This window comes from Streptomyces sp. NPDC005878, from assembly GCF_040629815.1.
Taxonomy (GTDB): Bacteria; Actinomycetota; Actinomycetes; order Streptomycetales; family Streptomycetaceae; genus Streptomyces.
The window spans coordinates 14,965-36,016 of sequence record NZ_JBEXWK010000038.1 but is presented as its reverse complement, the minus strand read 5'-3'; the positions used below and the strand labels follow the sequence as shown (position 1 = coordinate 36,016).

The 21,052-nt window shown below is 69.9% G+C and carries 15 protein-coding genes; 9 read left to right on the top strand and 6 right to left on the bottom strand.

The window, feature by feature from the left end:
- Positions 1-3: 3 nt before the first annotated feature.
- The 3 genes from glpK to ABZ404_RS35205 form a co-directional block, all read right to left on the bottom strand.
- A complete protein-coding gene (gene glpK / locus ABZ404_RS35215) occupies positions 4-1,545 on the bottom strand; it encodes a glycerol kinase GlpK (protein ID WP_358832846.1) in 1,542 nt (513 codons plus the stop codon).
- Between the two features lie 52 nt (positions 1,546-1,597).
- A complete protein-coding gene (locus tag ABZ404_RS35210; RefSeq protein ID WP_358832845.1) occupies positions 1,598-2,392 on the bottom strand; it encodes an MIP/aquaporin family protein in 795 nt (264 codons plus the stop codon).
- 302 nt (positions 2,393-2,694) lie between these two features.
- Positions 2,695-3,459 (bottom strand): IclR family transcriptional regulator, encoded by a 765-nt coding sequence (locus ABZ404_RS35205; protein ID WP_358832844.1) that lies wholly within the window; start codon positions 3,457-3,459, stop codon positions 2,695-2,697.
- A 281-nt stretch (positions 3,460-3,740) separates the two neighbouring features.
- Here ABZ404_RS35205 and metH point away from each other — a divergent pair, with 281 nt between their 5' ends.
- From metH to ABZ404_RS35185, 4 genes are all read left to right on the top strand, one after another.
- Positions 3,741-7,253, top strand: coding sequence for a methionine synthase (metH, locus tag ABZ404_RS35200; protein WP_358832843.1), 3,513 nt, complete (start codon positions 3,741-3,743; stop codon positions 7,251-7,253).
- 149 nt (positions 7,254-7,402) lie between these two features.
- The gene (locus ABZ404_RS35195) at positions 7,403-8,104 is read left to right on the top strand and encodes an HAD family phosphatase (protein WP_358832842.1); all 702 of its coding nucleotides are present in this window, start codon (positions 7,403-7,405) and stop codon (positions 8,102-8,104) included.
- 537 nt (positions 8,105-8,641) lie between these two features.
- On the top strand, positions 8,642-10,243 hold the full coding sequence (locus ABZ404_RS35190; protein WP_358832841.1) for an ABC transporter substrate-binding protein: 1,602 nt from the start codon (positions 8,642-8,644) through the stop codon (positions 10,241-10,243).
- A gap of 114 nt (positions 10,244-10,357) precedes the next feature.
- The gene (locus tag ABZ404_RS35185) at positions 10,358-11,944 is read left to right on the top strand and encodes an ABC transporter substrate-binding protein (protein ID WP_358832840.1); all 1,587 of its coding nucleotides are present in this window, start codon (positions 10,358-10,360) and stop codon (positions 11,942-11,944) included.
- Between the two features lie 93 nt (positions 11,945-12,037).
- On the opposite strand, the gene ABZ404_RS35180 is transcribed toward ABZ404_RS35185, so the two are convergent.
- Together ABZ404_RS35180 and ABZ404_RS35175 are read right to left on the bottom strand one after the other, a co-directional pair.
- Complete coding sequence (locus ABZ404_RS35180) at positions 12,038-12,709, bottom strand: response regulator transcription factor (RefSeq protein ID WP_053723497.1); 672 nt, start codon at positions 12,707-12,709, stop codon at positions 12,038-12,040.
- Between the two features lie 131 nt (positions 12,710-12,840).
- The gene (locus ABZ404_RS35175; RefSeq protein ID WP_358832839.1) at positions 12,841-13,698 is read right to left on the bottom strand and encodes a RecB family exonuclease; all 858 of its coding nucleotides are present in this window, start codon (positions 13,696-13,698) and stop codon (positions 12,841-12,843) included.
- A gap of 103 nt (positions 13,699-13,801) precedes the next feature.
- Here ABZ404_RS35175 and ABZ404_RS35170 point away from each other — a divergent pair, with 103 nt between their 5' ends.
- From ABZ404_RS35170 to ABZ404_RS35160, 3 genes are all read left to right on the top strand, one after another.
- On the top strand, positions 13,802-15,052 hold the full coding sequence (locus ABZ404_RS35170) for a site-2 protease family protein (RefSeq protein ID WP_358832838.1): 1,251 nt from the start codon (positions 13,802-13,804) through the stop codon (positions 15,050-15,052).
- A gap of 79 nt (positions 15,053-15,131) precedes the next feature.
- The gene (locus ABZ404_RS35165) at positions 15,132-16,019 is read left to right on the top strand and encodes a tRNA (adenine-N1)-methyltransferase (RefSeq protein WP_067156039.1); all 888 of its coding nucleotides are present in this window, start codon (positions 15,132-15,134) and stop codon (positions 16,017-16,019) included.
- Between the two features lie 231 nt (positions 16,020-16,250).
- Positions 16,251-16,823: a hypothetical protein gene (locus ABZ404_RS35160; protein ID WP_358832837.1), complete on the top strand. Its 573-nt coding sequence runs from the start codon at positions 16,251-16,253 to the stop codon at positions 16,821-16,823.
- Between the two features lie 37 nt (positions 16,824-16,860).
- On the opposite strand, the gene ABZ404_RS35155 is transcribed toward ABZ404_RS35160, so the two are convergent.
- Complete coding sequence (locus ABZ404_RS35155; protein WP_358832836.1) at positions 16,861-17,139, bottom strand: ferredoxin; 279 nt, start codon at positions 17,137-17,139, stop codon at positions 16,861-16,863.
- A gap of 278 nt (positions 17,140-17,417) precedes the next feature.
- Between ABZ404_RS35155 and arc the strand changes: the two genes are divergently transcribed.
- A complete protein-coding gene (arc, locus tag ABZ404_RS35150; RefSeq protein ID WP_358832835.1) occupies positions 17,418-19,184 on the top strand; it encodes a proteasome ATPase in 1,767 nt (588 codons plus the stop codon).
- 247 nt (positions 19,185-19,431) lie between these two features.
- Positions 19,432-20,943: a depupylase/deamidase Dop gene (gene dop / locus ABZ404_RS35145; protein ID WP_358832834.1), complete on the top strand. Its 1,512-nt coding sequence runs from the start codon at positions 19,432-19,434 to the stop codon at positions 20,941-20,943.
- Positions 20,944-21,052: the final 109 nt, after the last annotated feature.

Below are 21,052 nucleotides of genomic sequence, written 5' to 3'. Positions count from 1 at the left end.
GATCTACTCCTCGTCCTCGATCCAGCCCATGGTCCGCTCGACGGCCTTGAGCCAGTTCTTGTACTCGCTGTCACGCTGGGAGGCGTCCATGCGAGGGGTCCATTCCGCCGCGCGGCGCCAGTTGGCGCGCAGCGCGTCGGTGTCCGGCCAGAAGCCGACGGCGAGGCCGGCGGCGTAGGCGGCGCCGAGGCAGGTGGTCTCGGCGACCATCGGACGCACCACGGGCGCGTCCAGGAAGTCCGAGAGGGTCTGCATCAGCAGGTTGTTGGAGGTCATGCCGCCGTCGACCTTGAGCGCGGTCAGCTCGACGCCGGAGTCCTTGGTCATGGCGTCGCTGATCTCGCGGGTCTGCCAGGCGGTCGCCTCGAGGACGGCGCGCGCGATGTGCGCCTTGGTGACGTACCGGGTGAGGCCGGCGATCACACCGCGGGCGTCGGGGCGCCAGTACGGGGCGAACAGGCCGGAGAAGGCCGGCACGAAGTAGGCGCCGCCGTTGTCCTCGACGGAGGAGGCCAGGGTCTCGATCTCCGCGGCCGTCTTGATCATGCCCATCTGGTCGCGCATCCACTGCACCAGCGAACCGGTGACGGCGATGGAGCCCTCCAGGGCGTAGACCGGCTTCTGCTCGCCGATCTGGTAGCCGACGGTGGTCAGCAGGCCGTTGTAGGAGTTGACGGGCTTGTCACCGGTGTTCATCAGCATGAAGGTGCCAGTGCCGTAGGTGGACTTGGCCTCGCCCTCGGAGAAGCAGGTCTGGCCGAACAGGGCCGCCTGCTGGTCGCCGAGCGCGGAGGCGACCGGGACGCCGTCCAGGACGCCGCCCTTGGCGTGGCCGTACACCTCGGCGGAGGAGCGGATCTCGGGCAGCACGGCCGCCGGGATGTCCATGGACGCGAGGATCTTCTCGTCCCACGCCATCTCGTGGAGGTTCATGAGCAGCGTGCGCGAGGCGTTGGTGACGTCCGTGACGTGCACACCGCCGTCGGTGCCGCCGGTCAGGTTCCAGATGACCCAGGAGTCCATGGTGCCGAAGAGGATGTCGCCGCGCTCGGCGCGCTCGCGCAGGCCCTCGACGTTGTCGAGCAGCCAGCGCACCTTGGGGCCGGCGAAGTACGAGGCGAGCGGCAGGCCGGTCTGGCGGCGGAAGCGGTCCTGGCCCACGTTGCGGCCGAGCTCGCGGCAGAGCGCGTCGGTGCGGGTGTCCTGCCACACGAGCGCGTTGTGCACGGGCTCGCCGGTGTTCTTGTCCCACAGCAGCGTGGTCTCGCGCTGGTTGGTGATGCCGATCGCCTTGACGTCGGCGGCGGTGATGCCCGCCTTGTCGATGGCGCCCGCCACGACTTCCTGGACGTTGGTCCAGATCTCGGCGGCGTCGTGCTCGACCCAGCCCGGCTTCGGGAAGATCTGCTCGTGCTCCTTCTGGTCGACCGAGACGATCCGGCCGTCCTTGTCGAAGACGATGCAGCGGGAGGAGGTGGTGCCCTGGTCGATGGCCGCGATGAACGGGCCGTGGCCGTGCGAGGCGGTGGTGTGGGTGTCGCTCACGGAGTTCTCCTGGAGGTCTGAAGGTCTCTACGGCTTCTCAACGCTGTACGGCTCAGGCGAACGCGAGGTTGTACAGGCCGCCCGCGAGGGCGGCACCGGCCAGCGGGCCGACGACGGGCACCCAGGCGTAGCCCCAGTCCGAACCGCCCTTGTTGGGCAGCGGCAGCAGCGCGTGCACGATGCGCGGGCCCAGGTCGCGGAACGGGTTGATGGCGTAGCCGGTGGGGCCGCCGAGCGAGAGGCCGAGGCCGACGACGACCAGCGAGGTGATCAGTACGCCGATGACGCCGAGGCCCTTGCCGTCGCCGTTCAGGCCCTGGGTCAGGATGGCCAGGACCAGCACGGCGGTGCCGATGATCTCGGTGGTGAGGTTCTGTATCGCGTTGCGGATCTCGGGGCCGGTGGAGAAGATGCCGAGCACCGGGCCGGCGTGCGAGACGCCGGCGTCGTGCGGCCCCTCGATCGCCTGGTCGGCAGGGTCGCCGACGATCTCCGGGTCGGTCAGGTGCGCCTGGAACTGGCCGTAGTAGGCGAGCCAGACCAGGGTGGCGCCGATCATGGCGCCGAGCAGCTGTCCCGCGAGGTAGGTGGGCACGTCGCTCCACTCGGTGCCGCCCTCGATCGCGAGGCCGAGCGTCACCGCCGGGTTGAGGTGCGCACCCGAGAGCGGGGCGGAGATGTAGGCGCCGGTGAGCACCGCGAAGCCCCACCCGAAGGTGATGGCCAGCCAGCCCGCGTTGCGTGCCTTGGAGCTCTTCAGCGTGACGGCGGCGCAGACGCCACCGCCGAGCAGGATGAGAACGGCGGTACCGATGATCTCGCCGGTGAAGATGTCGGAGCTGGACACCCGCGACTCCTTTGTCCTTCGTCCAGGGGAAGGCGGATCCCGGGTCCCTCCGGAGATCCGCGCCCTCACGTCGAGGGCTTGACGGCCCTTGGCGTTGTCACACTCTAACTCGTATTGCCGTTAGGTGTTCGACAATGCCGACCGATGAACGGCAGTTTTGCCCCGGGGTGAAGTCGTCGTCAAGGGTTCTGTGGCCGGTATCCCGATCGTTACCAGTAGGTATCTTTCAGCCACATTGATCGAAAACTTCCGGCCAGGCTCGGAAACGATCAGAGCGGGGCCGGAAGCGGCTGGTCAGACGCTCAGAAGCGGCCGGCGCCCAGATCGCGCGAGACCGAGCGGGCGCAGTCGCGCACCGCCGCCACCAGGTCGGAACGGATCTCGCCGTCCGCGCACACACGCTCCACGGCCCCGGTCACCCCCACCGCGCCCACCGGCATCCGGCGCCGGTCGAAGATGGGCGCGGCCACCGAGGCCACCCCGTCCCAGGTCTCCTCCGTGTCGCCGGCCCAGCCGCGCGCGCGGATCAGGTCGAGCAGCTCCTCGAAGCGGTCCGGCTCGGTCACCGTGCGGGGCGTGAACGCCGTCCGCTCGCATTCCACGGCCTCGGTGTGCGCCACCGGGTCGAACGCGGAGAGCACCTTGCCGAGCGCGGTGGAGTGCAGCGGCTGCATCGCCCCGACCTCCAGGACCTGACGGCTGTCGTCCGGCCGGAAGACGTGGTGCATGATCAGCACGCCCTGCTGGTGCAGGACGCCCACGTAGACGCTCTCGCCGCTGGAGCGGGCCAGGTCGTCCGTCCACACCAGGGCCCGTGCCCGCAGCTCGTGGACGTCCAGATAGCTGTTGCCCAGGCGCAGCAGCTCGGCGCCGAGCTGGTAGCGGCCCGAGGCCGGGTCCTGCTCGACGAACCCCTCCGCCTGGAGCGTGCGCAGGATGCCGTGCGCGGTGCCCTTGGCCAGGCCGAGCGCGGAGGCCACCTCGGACAGGCCGAGCCGCCGCTCGCCGCCCGCGAGCAGCCGCAGCATGGCGGCCGCCCGTTCGAGCGACTGGATGTTCCGCGCCATCGCGCTTCCTCCCACCTTCGGAACATGGAGTTCGACAATGCTGAACAGTATCGGCCGTTGCCGACCCCGTGTCACCGTGATGGACGCTCCCCGCCGCCATCCGGCCGGTTCGCACGCGCGCCGCACCCCGGCCATCCGGCCGTCACCCGGCCGGCCCCCTGTGCCGTCCGCCCCGTGGGACACCTGTGCCCATGGGGCCGGTGCCCGGTTACCCTGACCGGGTGCGGCCTCCCCTTGGACGCCGCAAAGCCGACAGCCGTCGCACTCCAGGGAGCACATCCATGGCCTCGTTGCCGACCCCTTCCGCCGACAGCCGGACCCGCGCCGACGCGCTCCGCGAAGCGCTCGCCACCCGCGTGGTGGTGGCCGACGGAGCCATGGGCACCATGCTCCAGGCCCAGGACCCGACCCTGGAGGACTTCCAGGACCTCGAGGGCTGCAACGAGATCCTCAACATCACCCGGCCCGACATCGTGCGCTCGGTGCACGAGGAGTACTTCGCCGTCGGTGTCGACTGCGTGGAGACCAACACCTTCGGTGCCAACTTCTCCGCCCTCGGCGAGTACGACATCCCCGAGCGCGTGTACGAGCTGTCCGAGGCCGGCGCCCGGATCGCCCGCGAGGTGGCCGACGCGTTCACCGCCTCCACCGGGCAGCAGCGCTGGGTGCTCGGCTCCATGGGCCCCGGCACCAAGCTGCCCACCCTCGGCCACGCCCCGTACACCACTCTGCGCGACGCCTACCAGCGCAACGCCGAGGGCATGCTCGCGGGCGGCGCCGACGCGCTCCTGGTGGAGACCACCCAGGACCTGCTCCAGACCAAGGCGGCCGTCCTCGGCGCCCAGCGCGCCCTGGACACGGCCGGCTACCGCGTCCCGATCATCTGCTCGGTCACCGTCGAGACGACCGGCACCATGCTGCTCGGCTCCGAGATCGGCGCGGCGCTCACCGCCCTGGAGCCGCTCGGCATCGACATGATCGGCCTGAACTGCGCCACCGGCCCCGCCGAGATGAGCGAGCACCTGCGCTATCTCGCCCGCCACTCCCGGGTGCCGCTGTCCTGCATGCCCAACGCCGGACTGCCCGTCCTCGGCAAGGACGGCGCCCACTACCCGCTCTCCGCGCCGGAGCTCGCCGACGCCCAGGAGACCTTCGTCCGCGAGTACGGCCTCTCCCTGGTCGGCGGCTGCTGCGGCACCACGCCCGAGCATCTGCGCCAGGTCGTCGAGCGGGTCCGTGGCGTCGCCCCCACCGAGCGCCGGCCGCGCCCCGAACCGGGTGCCGCCTCGCTCTACCAGACCGTCCCGTTCCGCCAGGACACCTCGTACCTGGCCATCGGCGAGCGCACCAACGCCAACGGCTCCAAGAAGTTCCGCGAGGCCATGCTGGAGGGCCGCTGGGACGACTGCGTGGAGATGGCCCGCGACCAGATCCGCGAGGGCGCCCACATGCTCGACCTCTGCGTCGACTACGTGGGCCGCGACGGCGTCGCCGACATGGAGGAGCTGGCCGGCCGCTTCGCCACCGCCTCCACCCTCCCGATCGTCCTCGACTCCACCGAGGTGAACGTCCTGCGCGCCGGGCTCGAGAAGCTCGGCGGCCGCGCGGTCATCAACTCCGTCAACTACGAGGACGGCGACGGGCCCGAGTCGCGCTTCGCCAAGGTCACCGAGCTGGCCGTGGAGCACGGGGCGGCGCTGATCGCGCTCACCATCGACGAGGAGGGCCAGGCCCGTACCGTCGAGCACAAGGTCGCCATCGCCGAGCGGCTCATCAACGACCTCACCGGCAACTGGGGCGTCCATGAGTCGGACATCCTCATCGACTGCCTCACCTTCACCATCTGCACCGGCCAGGAGGAGTCCCGCAAGGACGGCATCGCCACCATCGAGGCCATCCGCGAACTCAAGCGCCGCCACCCGGACGTCCAGACCACGCTCGGCCTGTCCAACATCTCCTTCGGCCTCAACCCGGCCGCCCGGGTCGTCCTCAACTCGGTGTTCCTGGACGAGTGCGTCAAGGCGGGCCTGGACTCCGCGATCGTGCACGCCTCCAAGATCCTGCCGATCGCGCGCCTGGAGGAGGAGCAGGTCAAGGTCGCCCTCGACCTCATCCACGACCGGCGTTCCGAGGGCTACGACCCGCTCCAGCGGCTCATGGAGCTCTTCGAGGGCGTCAGCACCAAGTCGATGAAGGCGGGCAAGGCCGAGGAACTGCTCGCCCTGCCGCTGGAGGAGCGGCTCAAGCGCCGGATCATCGACGGCGAGAAGAACGGCCTGGAGGCCGACCTCGACGAGGCGCTGCTCACCCGCCCGGCGCTCGACATCGTCAACGACACCCTCCTGGAGGGCATGAAGGTCGTCGGCGAGCTCTTCGGCTCCGGCCAGATGCAGCTGCCGTTCGTCCTGCAGTCCGCCGAGGTGATGAAGAGCGCCGTGGCCCATCTGGAGCCGCACATGGAGAAGTCGGACGCGGAGGGCAAGGGCACCATCGTGCTGGCCACCGTGCGCGGCGACGTCCACGACATCGGCAAGAACCTCGTCGACATCATCCTGTCCAACAACGGCTACAACGTCGTCAACCTCGGCATCAAGCAGCCCGTCTCCGCGATCCTGGAGGCCGCCGAGGAGCACCGCGCCGACGTCATCGGCATGTCCGGCCTCCTGGTGAAGTCCACCGTGATCATGAAGGAGAACCTGGAGGAGCTCAACCAGCGCAAGATGGCGGCCGACTACCCGGTGATCCTCGGCGGCGCCGCCCTCACGCGCGCGTACGTGGAGCAGGACCTGCACGAGATCTACGAGGGCGAGGTCCGCTACGCCCGCGACGCCTTCGAGGGCCTGCGCCTGATGGACGCGCTGATCGCGGTGAAGCGCGGAGTACCGGGCGCGGCCCTGCCCGAGCTCAAGCAGCGCCGGGTGGCCAAGCGGGCGACCGCGCTGCCCGAGCCGGAGGAGCCCGAGGGCTCGGTCCGCTCGGACGTCGCCGTCGACAACCGCGTCCCCGAGCCGCCGTTCTGGGGCACCCGGGTGATCAAGGGCATCGGCCTCAAGGAGTACGCCTCCTGGCTGGACGAGGGGGCGCTCTTCAAGGGCCAGTGGGGCCTCAAGCAGAACCGGGCCGGCGACGGGCCGAGCTACGAGGAGCTGGTGGAGAGCGAGGGACGGCCGCGGCTGCGCGGCTGGCTGGAGCAGCTGCACACCAGGAACCTGCTGGAGGCGGCCGTCGTCCACGGCTACTTCCCGTGCGTCTCCAAGGGCGACGACCTGATCATCCTGAACGAGGACGGCTCGGAGCGGACGCGCTTCACCTTCCCGCGCCAGCGCCGGGGCCGCCGGCTGTGCCTGGCGGACTTCTTCCGGCCGGAGGATTCCGGTGAGACCGACGTGGTCGGGTTCCAGGTGGTCACGGTCGGCTCGAAGATCGGCGAGGCCACGGCCGAGCTGTTCGCGGCCAACTCCTACCGCGACTACCTCGAACTGCACGGCCTGTCCGTGCAGTTGGCCGAGGCCCTGGCCGAGTACTGGCACGCGCGCGTGCGCGCCGAGCTGGGCTTCGCCGGCGAGGACCCAGCCGAGGTGGAGGACATGTTCGCCCTGAAGTACCGCGGCGCGCGCTTCTCGCTCGGCTACGGGGCCTGTCCCGACCTGGAGGACCGCGCCAAGATCGCCGAGCTGCTGGAGCCCGAGCGGATCGGCGTCCACCTCTCCGAGGAGTTCCAGCTCCACCCCGAGCAGTCCACGGACGCCATCGTCATCCACCACCCGGAGGCGAAGTACTTCAACGCGCGGTAGGCGCTCCGCGCGCCACCAGCGGGCCCCGAGGGGGACGTGACCCTCACCACGGGCGTCCGGCGCCGACCGGACGTACACTGGTCGGTCCAGCGCAGGCCGGTTCCCTCCCCGGGAACCGGCCTTCTCGTCCCTCCAGGAGGTGTGCCCGGATGACCACCACGGTTCCCGCGCCCGTAACCGGTTCGGCTCAAGGCTCCGCGCTCGAAGCCGTCTTCCTCGACATGGACGGCACCCTGGTCGACACCGAAGGGTTCTGGTGGGACGTCGAGGTGGAGGTCTTCGCCGCGCTCGGCCACACGCTCAAGCCGACCTGGCGCGAGGTCGTCGTGGGCGGCCCGATGACCCGCAGCGCCGGGTTCCTCATCGAGGCCACCGGCGCCGACATCACCGTCCCCGAGCTCACCGTGCTGCTCAACGACCGCTTCGAGGCGCGCATCGGCGGGGGCGTGCCGCTGATGCCCGGGGCGGCCCGGCTGCTGGGCGAGCTGGCCGAGCACGCGGTGCCGACCGCGCTCGTCTCGGCCTCGCACCGGCGGATCATCGACCGGGTCCTGCACTCGCTGGGCGCGCGCCACTTCGCGCTCACCGTCGCCGGGGACGAGGTGGGCCGTACCAAGCCGCACCCCGAGCCGTACCTCTTCGCCGCCGCCGGGCTCGGCGCGGACCCCACCAGATGCGCGGTCGTCGAGGACACCGCGACCGGTGTGGCCGCCGCCGAGGCGGCCGGCTGCCGGGTCGTGGCGGTGCCCTCCGTGGCGCCCATCGAGGCCGCCGAGGGCCGGGTCGTCGTGGAATCCCTCGAACAGGTCGACCTGCATTTTCTGCGTACGCTGATCACCCGGATGAACTGATCCGTACACACAGCGTGCCGCCTGAATGCGACGCAAACCGATCGCATCCGACCGTGCATTTTCCGTTACCCCGCAAGAGGTCGGCAGTGACATCTCCGCGCCGGAATTCACGAGGCGGCACGGTGATCTCAAGCCTTGTCAAGCTTTGTCAAGGGGGTGACCTTCGTCACCTGATCCGCCGTCAGCGACCCACATCAAGGGCGTCTCCAGGCCTTCCGGAGGTGCCCTTGTGTCCTGTTTGGTGATCTCCTGTACGAAAGATTCCACCGCCGCGATATCCGGTGGCCGCTATTTCCGGCCACTGCGTGGCGTGTGAATGGAGCAGGCCCGGTACGGGCTTTACCGGCCCGCCCACTAATCTCGTCGCGAGAACTTCGCCGCACCCTCAACTGCCCCGGCACCCACCAAGCCGCCGGGCGCGCAGGTCCGATCGTACGTACCGGCCCGATCGCCTCCCCGCCCCGACCGGGCGGCCGCGGCGGAGTCTTCCGTACACCGCTGTACCCCAGTGCCGGACACATAGGGAGAACGTCCAGGATGAACCGCAAGACTTTGGTGCTGCCGGCCGTAGTGGGCCTGCTCGCCCCCGTACTCGCCGCATGTGGCGGCGCGGGAAGTGGGGGCGACGGCGGCAAGGCCATCGTCGTGGGCACCACGGACCAGTTCGTGGTCACCAAGGACGCGCCCGCTCCCTTCGACCCGGCCTACGCCTATGACACCGGTGCCTGGAACGTGCTGCGCCAGACCGTGCAGATGCTGGTCCACGTGCCGCGCGGCGGCGGCGAGCCCGTCCCGGACGCGGCCTCCAGCTGCTCGTTCACCGACAAGGAGAACGAGAGCTACCGCTGCAAGCTGCGCAGCGGTCTGAAGTTCGCCGACGGCTCCAAGCTGACCGCCGCCGACGTCCACTACTCCATCCAGCGCGTGCTGACCATCAAGGACGGCAACGGCCCCGTCGCGCTGCTCGACAACATCGACACGATGGAGACCAAGGGCGACGACGAGATCGTCTTCCATCTGAAGACCCCGGACGCCACCTTCCCGTACAAGCTCGCGACGCCCGCCGCCGCGATCGTGCAGAAGGACAAGTACCTGCCGAAGAAGCTGCGCGGCGGCTTCGAGGTCGACGGGTCCGGCCCGTACACCCTCAAGGCCGAGTACAAGGGCGACCAGGTCGTCAAGGCCGTCTTCACCAAGAACCCCAACTACAAGGGCGACTTGAAGGTCAACCATGACAAGGTCGAGCTCCGCTCGTTCCCCGACGCCGGCTCCATGGGCGCCGACCTCGAGTCCGGCAAGATCGACCTGATGACCCGCTCCATGTCGCCGGAGCAGATCCAGAAGTACTCGGTCACCCCGCCCAAGGACGTCAACCTGGTCGAGATGCCCGGCCTGGAGATCCGCTACCTGGGCTTCAACACCAACGACCCGTCGGTGAAGAACAAGGCCGTCCGCCAGGCGATGGCCGCCGTCGTCGACCGCGGCGCGCTGGCCTCCAAGGTGTACGGGGCGACCGCCGAGCCGCTCTACTCGCTCATCCCGACCTCGATCGCCGGGCACACCAACTCGTTCTTCAACAAGTACGGCGAGCCGAGCAAGCAGAAGGCCGCGGGCATCCTGAAGGCCGCGAACGTCCCCACCCCGGTGAAGCTGACGCTGAACTACACGGGCGACCACTACGGCCCGGGCACCGCCAAGGAGTTCTCGATCCTGCGGGACCAGCTGAACGCCACCGGTCTGTTCGCCACCACGCTCAAGGCGACCGACTGGCCCAAGTACCGCCCGGCGCAGAAGGCCGGCGAGTACGCCGTCTACGGTCTCGGCTGGTTCCCCGACTTCCCGGACCCGGACAACTACGTCGCGCCCTTCCTCGGCCGCGACAACTTCCTCAACTCGCCGTACTCCAACGTCGAGGTCCGCAACACCCTGATCCCCGAGTCCCGGGTCGCGGCCGACCGCAACCAGGCCGCCAAGCCGTTCGAGAAGATCCAGGACATCGTCGCCAACGACGTCCCGGTGCTGCCGCTGTGGCAGGGCAAGCAGTACGTCGCCGCCCGCAGCGACATCACCGGCACCGAGTGGGCGCTCAACTCCTCGGCCGACCTCCAGCTGTGGGAGCTGGGCCGCGGTGTGAAGTAAGGCAGGACCCGGCCGCGACTCTCCCGTGCCGGCAAGCAATTTAGGTGAGGCCGCGGCTCCCGGGGGGCGACCCCCGGGGCCCGCGGCCGAGCAACGACTGTGAGGCACTCGCACGTGAAGATACGGAACCGATGGCTGACGGCCCCGCTCGCCGCGGGGCTGGCGACCGGTCTCCTCAGCGGCTGCGGCTCGGAGGACGGCTCCTCCTCCGGAAACGGGGAGTCGGTGGTCATGGGGATGTCGGACGACATCCAGGCCACCGACCCGGCCTCCGGCTACGACCCGGGCTCCTGGCTGCTGTTCAACAACGTCTTCCAGTCGCTGCTCAGCTTCCCCAAGGGAAGCTCCGCCCCGCAGCCCGAGGCGGCCGAGCAGTGCGCGTTCGACAAGGGCGGCTCCCAGGTCTTCCGCTGCACCCTGCGCTCCGGGCTGAAGTTCACCAACGGCCACGCGCTGACCTCCGCGGACGTGAAGTTCTCGTTCGAGCGGGTGCTGCGCATCAACGACCCCAACGGGCCCGCCCCGCTGCTCTCCACCCTGGGGAAGATCGACACCCCGGACGAGCAGACCGTCGTCTTCCACCTCAAGGTGCCGGACGCCACCTTCCCCAGCAGGATCGCTTCCGGCGCCGGCTCGATCGTCGACCACCAGGCGTACCCGGCGAACAAGCTGCGCACCGACGGCAAGGCGGTCGGCTCGGGCGTCTACAAGCTGGACGCCTTCGGTGAGAAGCAGGCGAGCTTCTCGGTGAACTCCGCCTACAAGGGCAGTGCCAAGGTCAAGAACTCCGGCATGACCATCAAGCTCTTCCATGGCCGCCAGAAGGACCTGGCGGACGCGCTGAAGCAGGGCGACATCGACCTCGCCTACCGCGGTCTCACCGCCAAGGACATCGCCGACCTCCAGGCCTCCAGCGTGGCCGACAAGAAGGGCGTCAAGGTCGTCGAGGGCACCGGCGCCGAGGTCCAGCACCTGGTCTTCAACATGGACGACCCGGTCGCCGGCAAGCTCGCCGTGCGCAAGGCCGTCGCCTACCTCGTCGACCGCGAGGCGCTGGTGCGCGATGTCTACAAGTCGACCGCGACGCCGCTCTACTCGATCGTCCCGAGCGGCATCACCGCGCACAGCACCGCCCTGTTCGACATGTACGGCGGCAGCCCGCAGCCCGCGAAGGCCAAGCAGGTGCTGCACAAGGCCGGGATCAACGGCAAGGTCAAGCTCACCCTGTGGTCGACGCCCATCCGCTACGGACCGGGCACCGACGACGAACTGCGGGCCATCGCCAAGCAGCTCAACGCCAGCGGGCTGTTCGAGGCCGACGTGAAGTCCGTCGAGTTCAAGCAGTACGAGAAGGACATCGCGGCGGGCCGGTACGGCGTGTACGTGAAGGGCTGGATCCCGGACTACCCGGACCCGGACAACTTCACCTCGCCGTTCTTCGGCAAGGACAGCGTGCTGGCCAACCACTACGTCAGCAAGCCGGTCACGGACGAGATCATCCCGTCCACCGCCGCCACCGAGGACCGCTCGGCCACCGAGGCCGACTTCTCCCGCCTCCAGGACATCGTCGCGGCCGACCTGCCGATCCTGCCGCTGTGGCAGGGCAAGCAGTACGCGGTGGCCCGCGAGGGCGTGGCGGGCCTGGAGTGGACGCTGGACCCGTCGACGGTCTTCCGGTTCTGGGAGATCAGCAAGAACTAGGCGCCGCCGACGCTCCGAACGCTCCGAACACACCGAAGGGGTGCGGGAATCGATTCCCGCACCCCTTCGCCCGTGCCGCCGCCGCGCGCCGTCCTACTGGGCGCCGGGCCGGACCAGACCGCTCTCGTACGCGTACACCGCCGCCTGGACGCGGTCGCGCAGGCCCAGCTTCGTCAGCACATGGCCGACGTGCGTCTTCACGGTCGTCTCGCTCACGAACAGGTCCGCCGCGATCTCCGCGTTGGACAGACCGCGCGCCACCAGCTTCAGGACCTCGACCTCACGGTCGGTCAGCGTGTGCAGCGTGTCCGGGACCGGCTCCTCGCCCGAGGGGAGGTGGTCCGCGTACTTGTCCAGCAGCCGGCGGGTGATGGAGGGGGCGAGCATCGCCTCGCCCGCCGCGACCACCCGGATCGCCTGCACCAGCTCGTTGGCCGGGGCGTCCTTCAGCAGGAAGCCGCTGGCCCCCGCCTTCAGCGCCTCCACCACGTACTCGTCGAGGTCGAAGGTGGTCAGCACCAGCACCTTCGCGGGGCCGTCCTTGCCCGGGCCGCTGATCTGCCGGGTCGCCTCCACGCCGTCCATCCGCGGCATCCGGATGTCCATCAGCACCACATCGGGCTGGAGCGCCCGCACCTGGTCGAGGGCCTGGAGACCGTCGCCGGCCTCGCCCACCACCGCGATGTCCTGCTCGGCCTCCAGGATCATCCGGAAACCGGTGCGCAGCAGCGGCTGGTCGTCGACCAGTAGGACGCGGATCGCCACGGGAACTCCTCATCAGGATTGCTGGACCGGGTCCATTCTGCCCTGCCCGCCCCGCGCCGCCTCGGCTGGGAGCCGAGCCACTCGCCAGGTGCCCCGCCCACCGCCCGGCCCATCGGCCGGACCGGCCTGCCTCAGACTGCGCGATCCGCGGCCGGAATCACCGGAAGCGGATAGGCCGGGGGAGTCCCCCCGAATTCCGGACAGACCGCCTGGTGGTCGCACCAGCCGCACAGCTTGGTGGGCCGGGGCCGCCAGTCGCCCGTCTCGGTGGCCTGGCGGATCGCCTCCCACAGGGCGTGCAGCTTCCGCTCCACCTGATGCAGGTCCGCCTCCACCGGGTCGTACGTCAGCACGTCGCCGCTGCCCAGGTAGACCAGCTGGAGCCGGCGCGGCAGCACGTTCTTCAAGCGCCACACCACCAGCGCGTAGAACTTCATCTGGAAGAGCGCGCCCTCCGCGTACTGCGGGCGGGGGGCCTTGCCCGTCTTGTAGTCGACGATCCGCACCTCGCCGGTGGGCGCCACGTCGACCCGGTCGATCACCCCGCGCAGCCGCAGCCCCGACTCCAGCTCCGTCTCGACGAAGAACTCCCGCTCCACCGGCTCCAGACGGGTGGGGTCCTCCAGCGAGAACCACCGCTCCACCAGCCGCTCGGCCTCCGACAGCCACTGCGTCAGCCGGGCGCCGTCCGCGTCCTCGGCGAAGAGGTCCGTCAGCTCGGGCTTCGCCTCCAGGAGCCGGTCCCACTGCCCCGGGATCATCGCCTTCGCCCGCGGAACGGTCCGCTCCGCCGCCGGGTCGTCGAAGAGGCGCTCCAGCACCGCGTGCACCAGCGTGCCGCGCGTCGCCGCCTCACTCGGCTTCTCGGGGAGTTTGTCGATCACCCGGAACCGGTACAGCAAGGGGCACTGCATGAAGTCGTTCGCCCGCGACGGCGACAACGACACGGGCCGCCGGTCCGGCGCGGCCTCCTGGGTGCTCGTATCCATGACACAGACCCTACGGCCCGCCACTGACAGCGAGCGGAATACCATCGACGACGAGCCCCCTCACACTGCATGATCGTGACAGAAGCACCGACGAAGGGACACCGTGGACGAGAGCGGCGACAGCAAGAGGCCGCAGTCCGGCGCGGGCGACGAAGGCCCCGGCGGCGCGCCCGGCAGCGGCAAGTCGCCCCGTGGACCGGAGCCGGGCGGCGGACTCCTCATGGGACGCCCCTTCGGCGTGCCGGTCTACGTCGCCCCCAGCTGGTTCCTGGTCGCCGCCCTGATCACCTGGGTCTTCGGCGGCCAGCTCGACCGGGTGCTGCCCGAGCTCGGGGCCGCCCGCTACCTCGTCTCGCTCTTCTTCGCCGTCGCCTTCTACGCGTCGGTGCTGGTCCACGAACTCGCCCACACCGTCGCCGCGCTCCGCTTCCGGCTGCCGGTGCGGCGCATCCAGCTCCAGTTCTTCGGCGGTGTCTCGGAGATCGAGAAGGAGACCGAGACCCCGGGCCGCGAGTTCGTGCTCGCCTTCGTCGGCCCGCTGCTCTCGCTGGTCCTGTCGGGGCTCTTCTACGTGGGGATGCAGGCCGTCGAGCCCGGCACCGTCCCCGGTGTGCTGCTCGCCGGGCTGATGATCTCCAACCTGATCGTGGCGGGCTTCAACCTGCTGCCCGGACTGCCGCTGGACGGCGGCCGGATGCTCCGCGCCGTCGTGTGGAAGATCACGGGCAGGCCGATGAGCGGCACGGTCGCCGCAGCCTGGGTCGGCCGGGCGCTGGCCGTCACCGTCCTCATCGGCCTGCCGCTGCTCACCCAGACCGGCGCCCTCGGCAACGCGCCCGAAGAGGTCGACGGCATGGACACCGTCACCGACGCGCTGCTCGCCGCGATCCTCGCCGCGATCATCTGGACCGGCGCGGGCAACAGCCTGCGCATGGCCCGGCTGCGCGAGCACCTGCCGGAGCTGCGCGCCCGCAACCTCACCCGCCGGGCCGTCCCCGTGGAGTCCGCCACCCCGCTCTCGGAGGCGCTGCGCCGGGCCAACGAGGCCGGGGCGCGCGCGCTGGTCGTCGTCGACGGCCACGGCGACCCCACCGGCCTGGTCCGCGAGGCCGCCATCGTGGGCGTACCGGAACACCGCCGTCCCTGGGTCGCGGTCAGCGGCCTCGCCCAGGACCTCACCGACGGGATGCGCGTCCCGGCCGAGCTGGCGGGCGAGCCGCTCCTGGACCGGCTGCGGGCCACCCCGGCCACCGAGTACCTGGTGGTCGAGGAGAGCGGGGAGATCTACGGAGTGCTCTCGGCCGCCGACGTCGAGAAGGCCTTCGTGGCGGCGATGGCGCGGCCCACCCCCTAGCCGGCGCCGCCGTCCCGCCCGCCCCGGGTCCGCGCAGGCCGTGGCGCCCGCGGGTCAACAGGGCCGGTACCCTGTTCGTATGTCCGAACCGACCGGTGCCGCCCGCCGTCGCGGGCCCTTCAAGGTCGGGGACCAGGTCCAGCTCACCGACCCCAAGGGACGCCACTACACGTTCACGCTCGAAGCCGGGAAGAACTTCCACACCCACAAGGGTTCCTTCCCGCACGACGAGCTGATCGGCGCTCCCGAGGGCAGTGTTGTCCGTACCACCGGGAACGTCGCGTACCTCGCGCTGCGCCCGCTGCTCCCCGACTACGTCCTGTCCATGCCCCGCGGCGCCGCCGTGGTCTACCCCAAGGACGCGGGGCAGATCCTGGCCTTCGCCGACATCTTCGCCGGCGCGCGCGTCGTCGAGGCGGGTGTGGGCTCCGGCTCGCTCAGCGCCTTCCTGCTGCGCGCCATCGGCGACCACGGCATGCTCCACTCCTACGAGCGCCGCGCGGACTTCGCCGAGATCGCCCAGCAGAACGTGGAGCGCTACTTCGGCGAGCCGCACCCCGCGTGGCAGCTCACCGTCGGCGACCTCCAGGACAACCTGTCGGACACCGACGTCGACCGCGTCATCCTCGACATGCTGGCCCCCTGGGAGTGCCTGGACGCCGTCTCCAAGGCGCTGGTGCCCGGCGGCATCCTCTGCTGCTACGTGGCCACCACCACCCAGCTCTCGCGCACCGTCGAGGCGATCCGTGAGATCGGCTGCTTCGCCGAGCCGCAGCCGTGGGAGTCGATGATCCGCAACTGGCACGTGGAGGGCCTCGCCGTCCGCCCCGACCACCGGATGATCGGCCACACCGGCTTCCTCGTCACCGCCCGCCGCCTCGCGGACGGCGTCGAGCCCCCGCTGCGCCGCCGCCGCCCCGCCAAGGGCGCGTACGGAGACGACTACGAGGGCCCCAACAAGGACTGACGCACCCGTCGGCCCAACGCACCGGCGCCGCCGCCGAGTTCCCGGACCCGTCCGGGAACTCGGCGGCGGCGCTTTTCCGTTGGAGGTACGGGCAGGTACGGGCAGGTGAGCGCCGCGCCGGTGCCGGACGGCCCACACCGCCCCGACCCCGCTGTTCCGCCCGGGTGTGACGTGTGGCACGATGCTGGCCACTCCCACCACCCGCGCCGCCCCTCACAGGAGACCTCCCGCGTGCAGAACGCCGCCGTCCCCGAGCTCGCGCACACCCACGCCCGCCCGGTGCACTGGCTGGCCACGGCCGCCGCGATGGCCGGTGTCGTGGCCCTGGCCGGCTGGCTCCAGCCCGGCACCGCCAAGGCGTCCCCAGGGGCCCCGGGCGCCCGCGTGGCGGCGGCCCCGGCCCCCGACGCGGCGGCCGTCGCCTACCCGCTCCGGTGCGGCTCGGTGGGCACCCAAGTGGCCGCCCGCGCCACCGGCGACCTCGACGGTGACGGCCGCCCCGAGACCGTGGCGGCCGTCCACTGCCGGGCGGGCTCGGGCACCCCGCCGAGCGGGGTCTACGTCCTGACGCGGCCCGCCGTGCCGGGCGGCCCGCCCCGGCTGGTGGCGACGCTCGCCGACCCCCGCGAGAAGCTGACCGTCCTCGACCTCGCGGTCCGCGAGGGCGCGGTCACCGCGACCCTGCTCGGCTACTCCTCGCCCGACGTGCCGCGCTGCTGCCCCGACGAGAAGCGGGCGACCAAGTGGCGCTGGCAGGGCGGGAAGTTCGTCCGCAGCACCCGGTCCGAGGCGCCGAGCATCTGATCCGTCACCGAGCGTAGGTGACTCGTCACGTACCGTCTCAGTCGGCGTCCGGTCCGTAGACCTCGACGCTGTCCGAAACCCGGCGTACGTGGATGCAGTCGCCCGGGCAGTCCTTCGCCGAGTCGACGACGTCCTGGAGCAGCGGCAGCGGGACCGGTGTCACGGCGCCCGGAGCCTGCAACAGCTCGTCCTCGGCGCTCTTCACGTAGGCCAGGCCGTCGATGTCCAGCTCGAAGACCTCGGGCGCGTACTGGACACAGATCCCGTCGCCGGTGCAGAGCTCCTGGTCGATCCAGACCTCGAGAGCGTCGTTCATGTCGCCTGCCGTTCCTGCGCGGTGCTGTGGTCGTACGGTGTGCCCCACCTCACAGGCCGGCCCGGGCAATCGGTACCAGTCCTGACGGGTGTTGACCGACTCGACGATACAACCGCCCGCTTTCCGATGTTGATGGGTGGGTATTCCCCTGGCGTGAGGGAGAGCGCAAGGGTGAAGATCGGACACACCCCGCAGTCTTTGTGATCTAGGGGTTTCAATCACCACCCGCCCAGGTAGGGTCAGGAAGCGTCCAGCTCCCCTTGGAGGAGGTGAGGACCGTGGCAGCCCACGACGACGACATCAACCGCGGCATCCGGCCCGGGCGGGGGTCTGAGGACCCAGCCGGCCAGGTTGCCTTTCTAGAGCAGGAAATCGCCGTCCTGCGACGCAAGCTCGCCGACTCTCCGCGTCATACGAGGATTCTCGAAGAGCGGATCGTCGAGTTGCAGACCAACCTGGCGGGCGTGTCCGCGCAGAACGAGCGGCTCGCCAACACACTCCGCGAGGCCCGGGACCAGATCGTGGCCCTCAAGGAGGAGGTCGACCGGCTCGCACAGCCGCCGGCCGGCTTCGGTGTCTTCCTGCAGTCCAACGAGGACGGCACGGCGGACATCTTCACCGGGGGCCGCAAGCTCCGGGTGAACGTCAGCCCCAGCGTCGAGCTCGACGAGCTCCGGCGCGGCCAGGAAGTCATGCTCAACGAGGCGCTCAACGTGGTCGAGGCCATGGAGTTCGAGCGCGCCGGGGACATCGTCACCCTCAAGGAGATCCTGGAGGACGGCGAGCGCGCCCTGGTGGTCGGGCACACCGACGAGGAAAGGGTGGTGAGGCTCGCCGAGCCGCTCCTGGACATCACCATCCGCCCCGGCGACGCCCTCCTGCTCGAACCCCGCTCCGGCTACGTGTACGAGGTGGTCCCCAAGAGCGAGGTCGAGGAACTCGTCCTCGAAGAGGTCCCGGACGTCGACTACGACAAGATCGGCGGACTCGGCGGCCAGATCGAGATGATCCGCGACGCGGTCGAGCTCCCCTACCTCTACCCGGACCTCTTCAAGGAGCACGAACTGCGGCCGCCCAAGGGCATCCTGCTCTACGGGCCGCCCGGCTGCGGCAAGACGCTCATCGCCAAGGCCGTCGCCAACTCGCTCGCCAAGAAGGTCGCCGAGGTGACCGGCCAGCCCGCGGGGAAGAGCTACTTCCTCAACATCAAGGGCCCCGAGCTCCTCAACAAGTACGTCGGTGAGACCGAGCGGCACATCCGCCTGGTCTTCCAGCGGGCCCGGGAGAAGGCCAGCGAGGGCACCCCCGTCATCGTCTTCTTCGACGAGATGGAGTCCCTCTTCCGCACCCGCGGATCCGGTGTCAGCTCGGACGTGGAGAACACCATCGTCCCGCAGCTGCTCGCCGAGATCGACGGTGTGGAGGGCCTGGAGAACGTCATCGTCATCGGCGCCTCCAACCGCGAGGACATGATCGACCCGGCCATCCTGCGCCCCGGGCGCCTGGACGTGAAGATCAAGATCGAGCGGCCCGACGCCGAGGCGGCCAAGGACATCTTCGCCAAGTACCTCACGGCCTCCCTCCCGCTGCACGCCGACGACCTGGCCGAGCACAGCGGCTCCAAGGACGTGGCGGCCCACGCGATGATCCAGTCCGTCGTCGAGCAGATGTACGCGGAATCCGAGGAGAACCGCTTCCTGGAAGTCACGTACGCCAACGGCGACAAGGAAGTCCTCTACTTCAAGGACTTCAACTCCGGCGCCATGATCCAGAACATCGTGGACCGGGCCAAGAAGATGGCCATCAAGGCCTTCCTCGACCACAACCAGAAGGGCATCCGCGTCTCCCACCTCCTCCAGGCCTGCGTGGACGAGTTCAAGGAGAACGAGGACCTGCCCAACACCACCAACCCCGACGACTGGGCCCGTATCTCCGGAAAGAAGGGCGAGCGGATCGTGTTCATCCGTACCCTCGTCACCGGAAAGCAGGGCGCGGACACCGGACGCTCCATCGACACCGTGGCCAACACCGGTCAGTACCTGTAGTGCACAGGGGCGGCTGCGGGTGCCCGGCCGGGGCGTCCGCAGCCGCCCGCTTTTCCGGCCGGATTCCGGCCAAGGACCGACCAAGAGCAATGACGGAATTGATCTCCCCACCAGCGCAAAGGCGTTCTAGGCTCTTCCGTACCGCCGAGTCGCGCAGTGCGGGGACGGGCACCGCACACGCACCGGGGAAACAGCGGTACTTGAGCGCCGTTCCCACCGGGGAGCGCCGCCGGGCAAGGAGGGCCGCATGACCGTACGGCGAGTAATGGGCATCGAGACGGAGTACGGCATCTCCGTCCCCGGCCACCCCAATGCCAATGCCATGCTCACCTCGTCCCAGATCGTCAACGCCTACGCGGCGGCGATGCACCGGGCGCGCCGCGCGCGGTGGGACTTCGAGGAGGAGAACCCGCTGCGGGACGCCCGCGGCTTCGACCTCGCCCGCGAGGCCGCCGACTCCAGCCAGCTCACCGACGAGGACATCGGCCTCGCCAACGTCATCCTCACCAACGGGGCCCGGCTGTACGTCGACCACGCCCACCCCGAGTACAGCTCGCCCGAGGTCACCAACCCCTGGGACGCGGTGCTCTGGGACAAGGCGGGCGAGCGCATCATGGCCGAGGCGGCCGAGCGCGCGGCGCAGCTCCCCGGCGCCCAGCCGATCCACCTCTACAAGAACAACACCGACAACAAGGGCGCGTCCTACGGCACGCACGAGAACTACCTGATGAAGCGGGAGACCCCGTTCTCGGACATCGTGCGCCACCTGACGCCGTTCTTCGTCTCCCGCCAGGTCATCACCGGGGCGGGCCGCGTCGGCATCGGCCAGGACGGGCACGAGCACGGCTTCCAGATCAGCCAGCGCGCGGACTACTTCGAGGTCGAGGTGGGTCTGGAGACGACCCTCAAGCGCCCGATCATCAACACCCGCGACGAGCCGCACGCGGACGCGGAGAAGTACCGCCGGCTGCACGTCATCATCGGCGACGCCAACCTCTCCGAGATCTCCACCTACCTCAAGCTGGGGATGACGGCCCTCGTCCTCTCCATGATCGAGGACGGTTTCATCAACGTCGACCTCGCCGTCGACCAGCCGGTCCGCGCCCTGCACCAGGTCTCCCACGACCCGGACCTGCGCCATCTGGTCACCCTGCGCAGCGGCCGGACCATGACCGCGGTACAACTCCAGATGGAGTACTTCGAGCTGGCGCGCAAATACGTGGAGGAGCGGTTCGGCGCCGACGCGGACGACCAGACCAAGGACGTCCTCGGCCGCTGGGAGGACGTGCTCAACCGGCTGGAGAACGATCCGATGAGCCTCTCCGGCGAGCTGGACTGGGTCGCCAAGCGGGAGCTGATGGAGGGCTACCGGCGGCGCGACAACCTGGACTGGGACGCCGCCCGGCTCCACCTCGTCGACCTCCAGTACGCCGACGTACGGGCCGAGAAGGGCCTCTACAACCGGCTGGCGGCCCGCGGCAGGATGAAGCGGCTCCTGGACGAGTCCGAGGTCTCCCGGGCCCGGACGAAACCGCCGGAGGACACCAGGGCCTACTTCCGGGGGCGCTGCCTGGAGCAGTACGCGGACGACGTCGCCGCGGCCTCCTGGGACTCGGTCATCTTCGATCTGCCCGGCCGTGACTCGCTCCAGCGCGTGCCAACCCTGGAACCGCTTCGCGGAACGCGTAATCACGTGAAGGAGCTGCTCGACCGCTGCCGTACGGCCGAGGATCTGGTCCGGGTGCTCTCGGGCGGCTGACCTGGGGCTGAAAAGGCGGCGGCAGGGGAAACACAGAGGTAGACCCCGCACGTTCCACCAAGTGCGGGGCCGATGTCAGACCCTGCTTGTAGGGTCTGATCAAGGACAT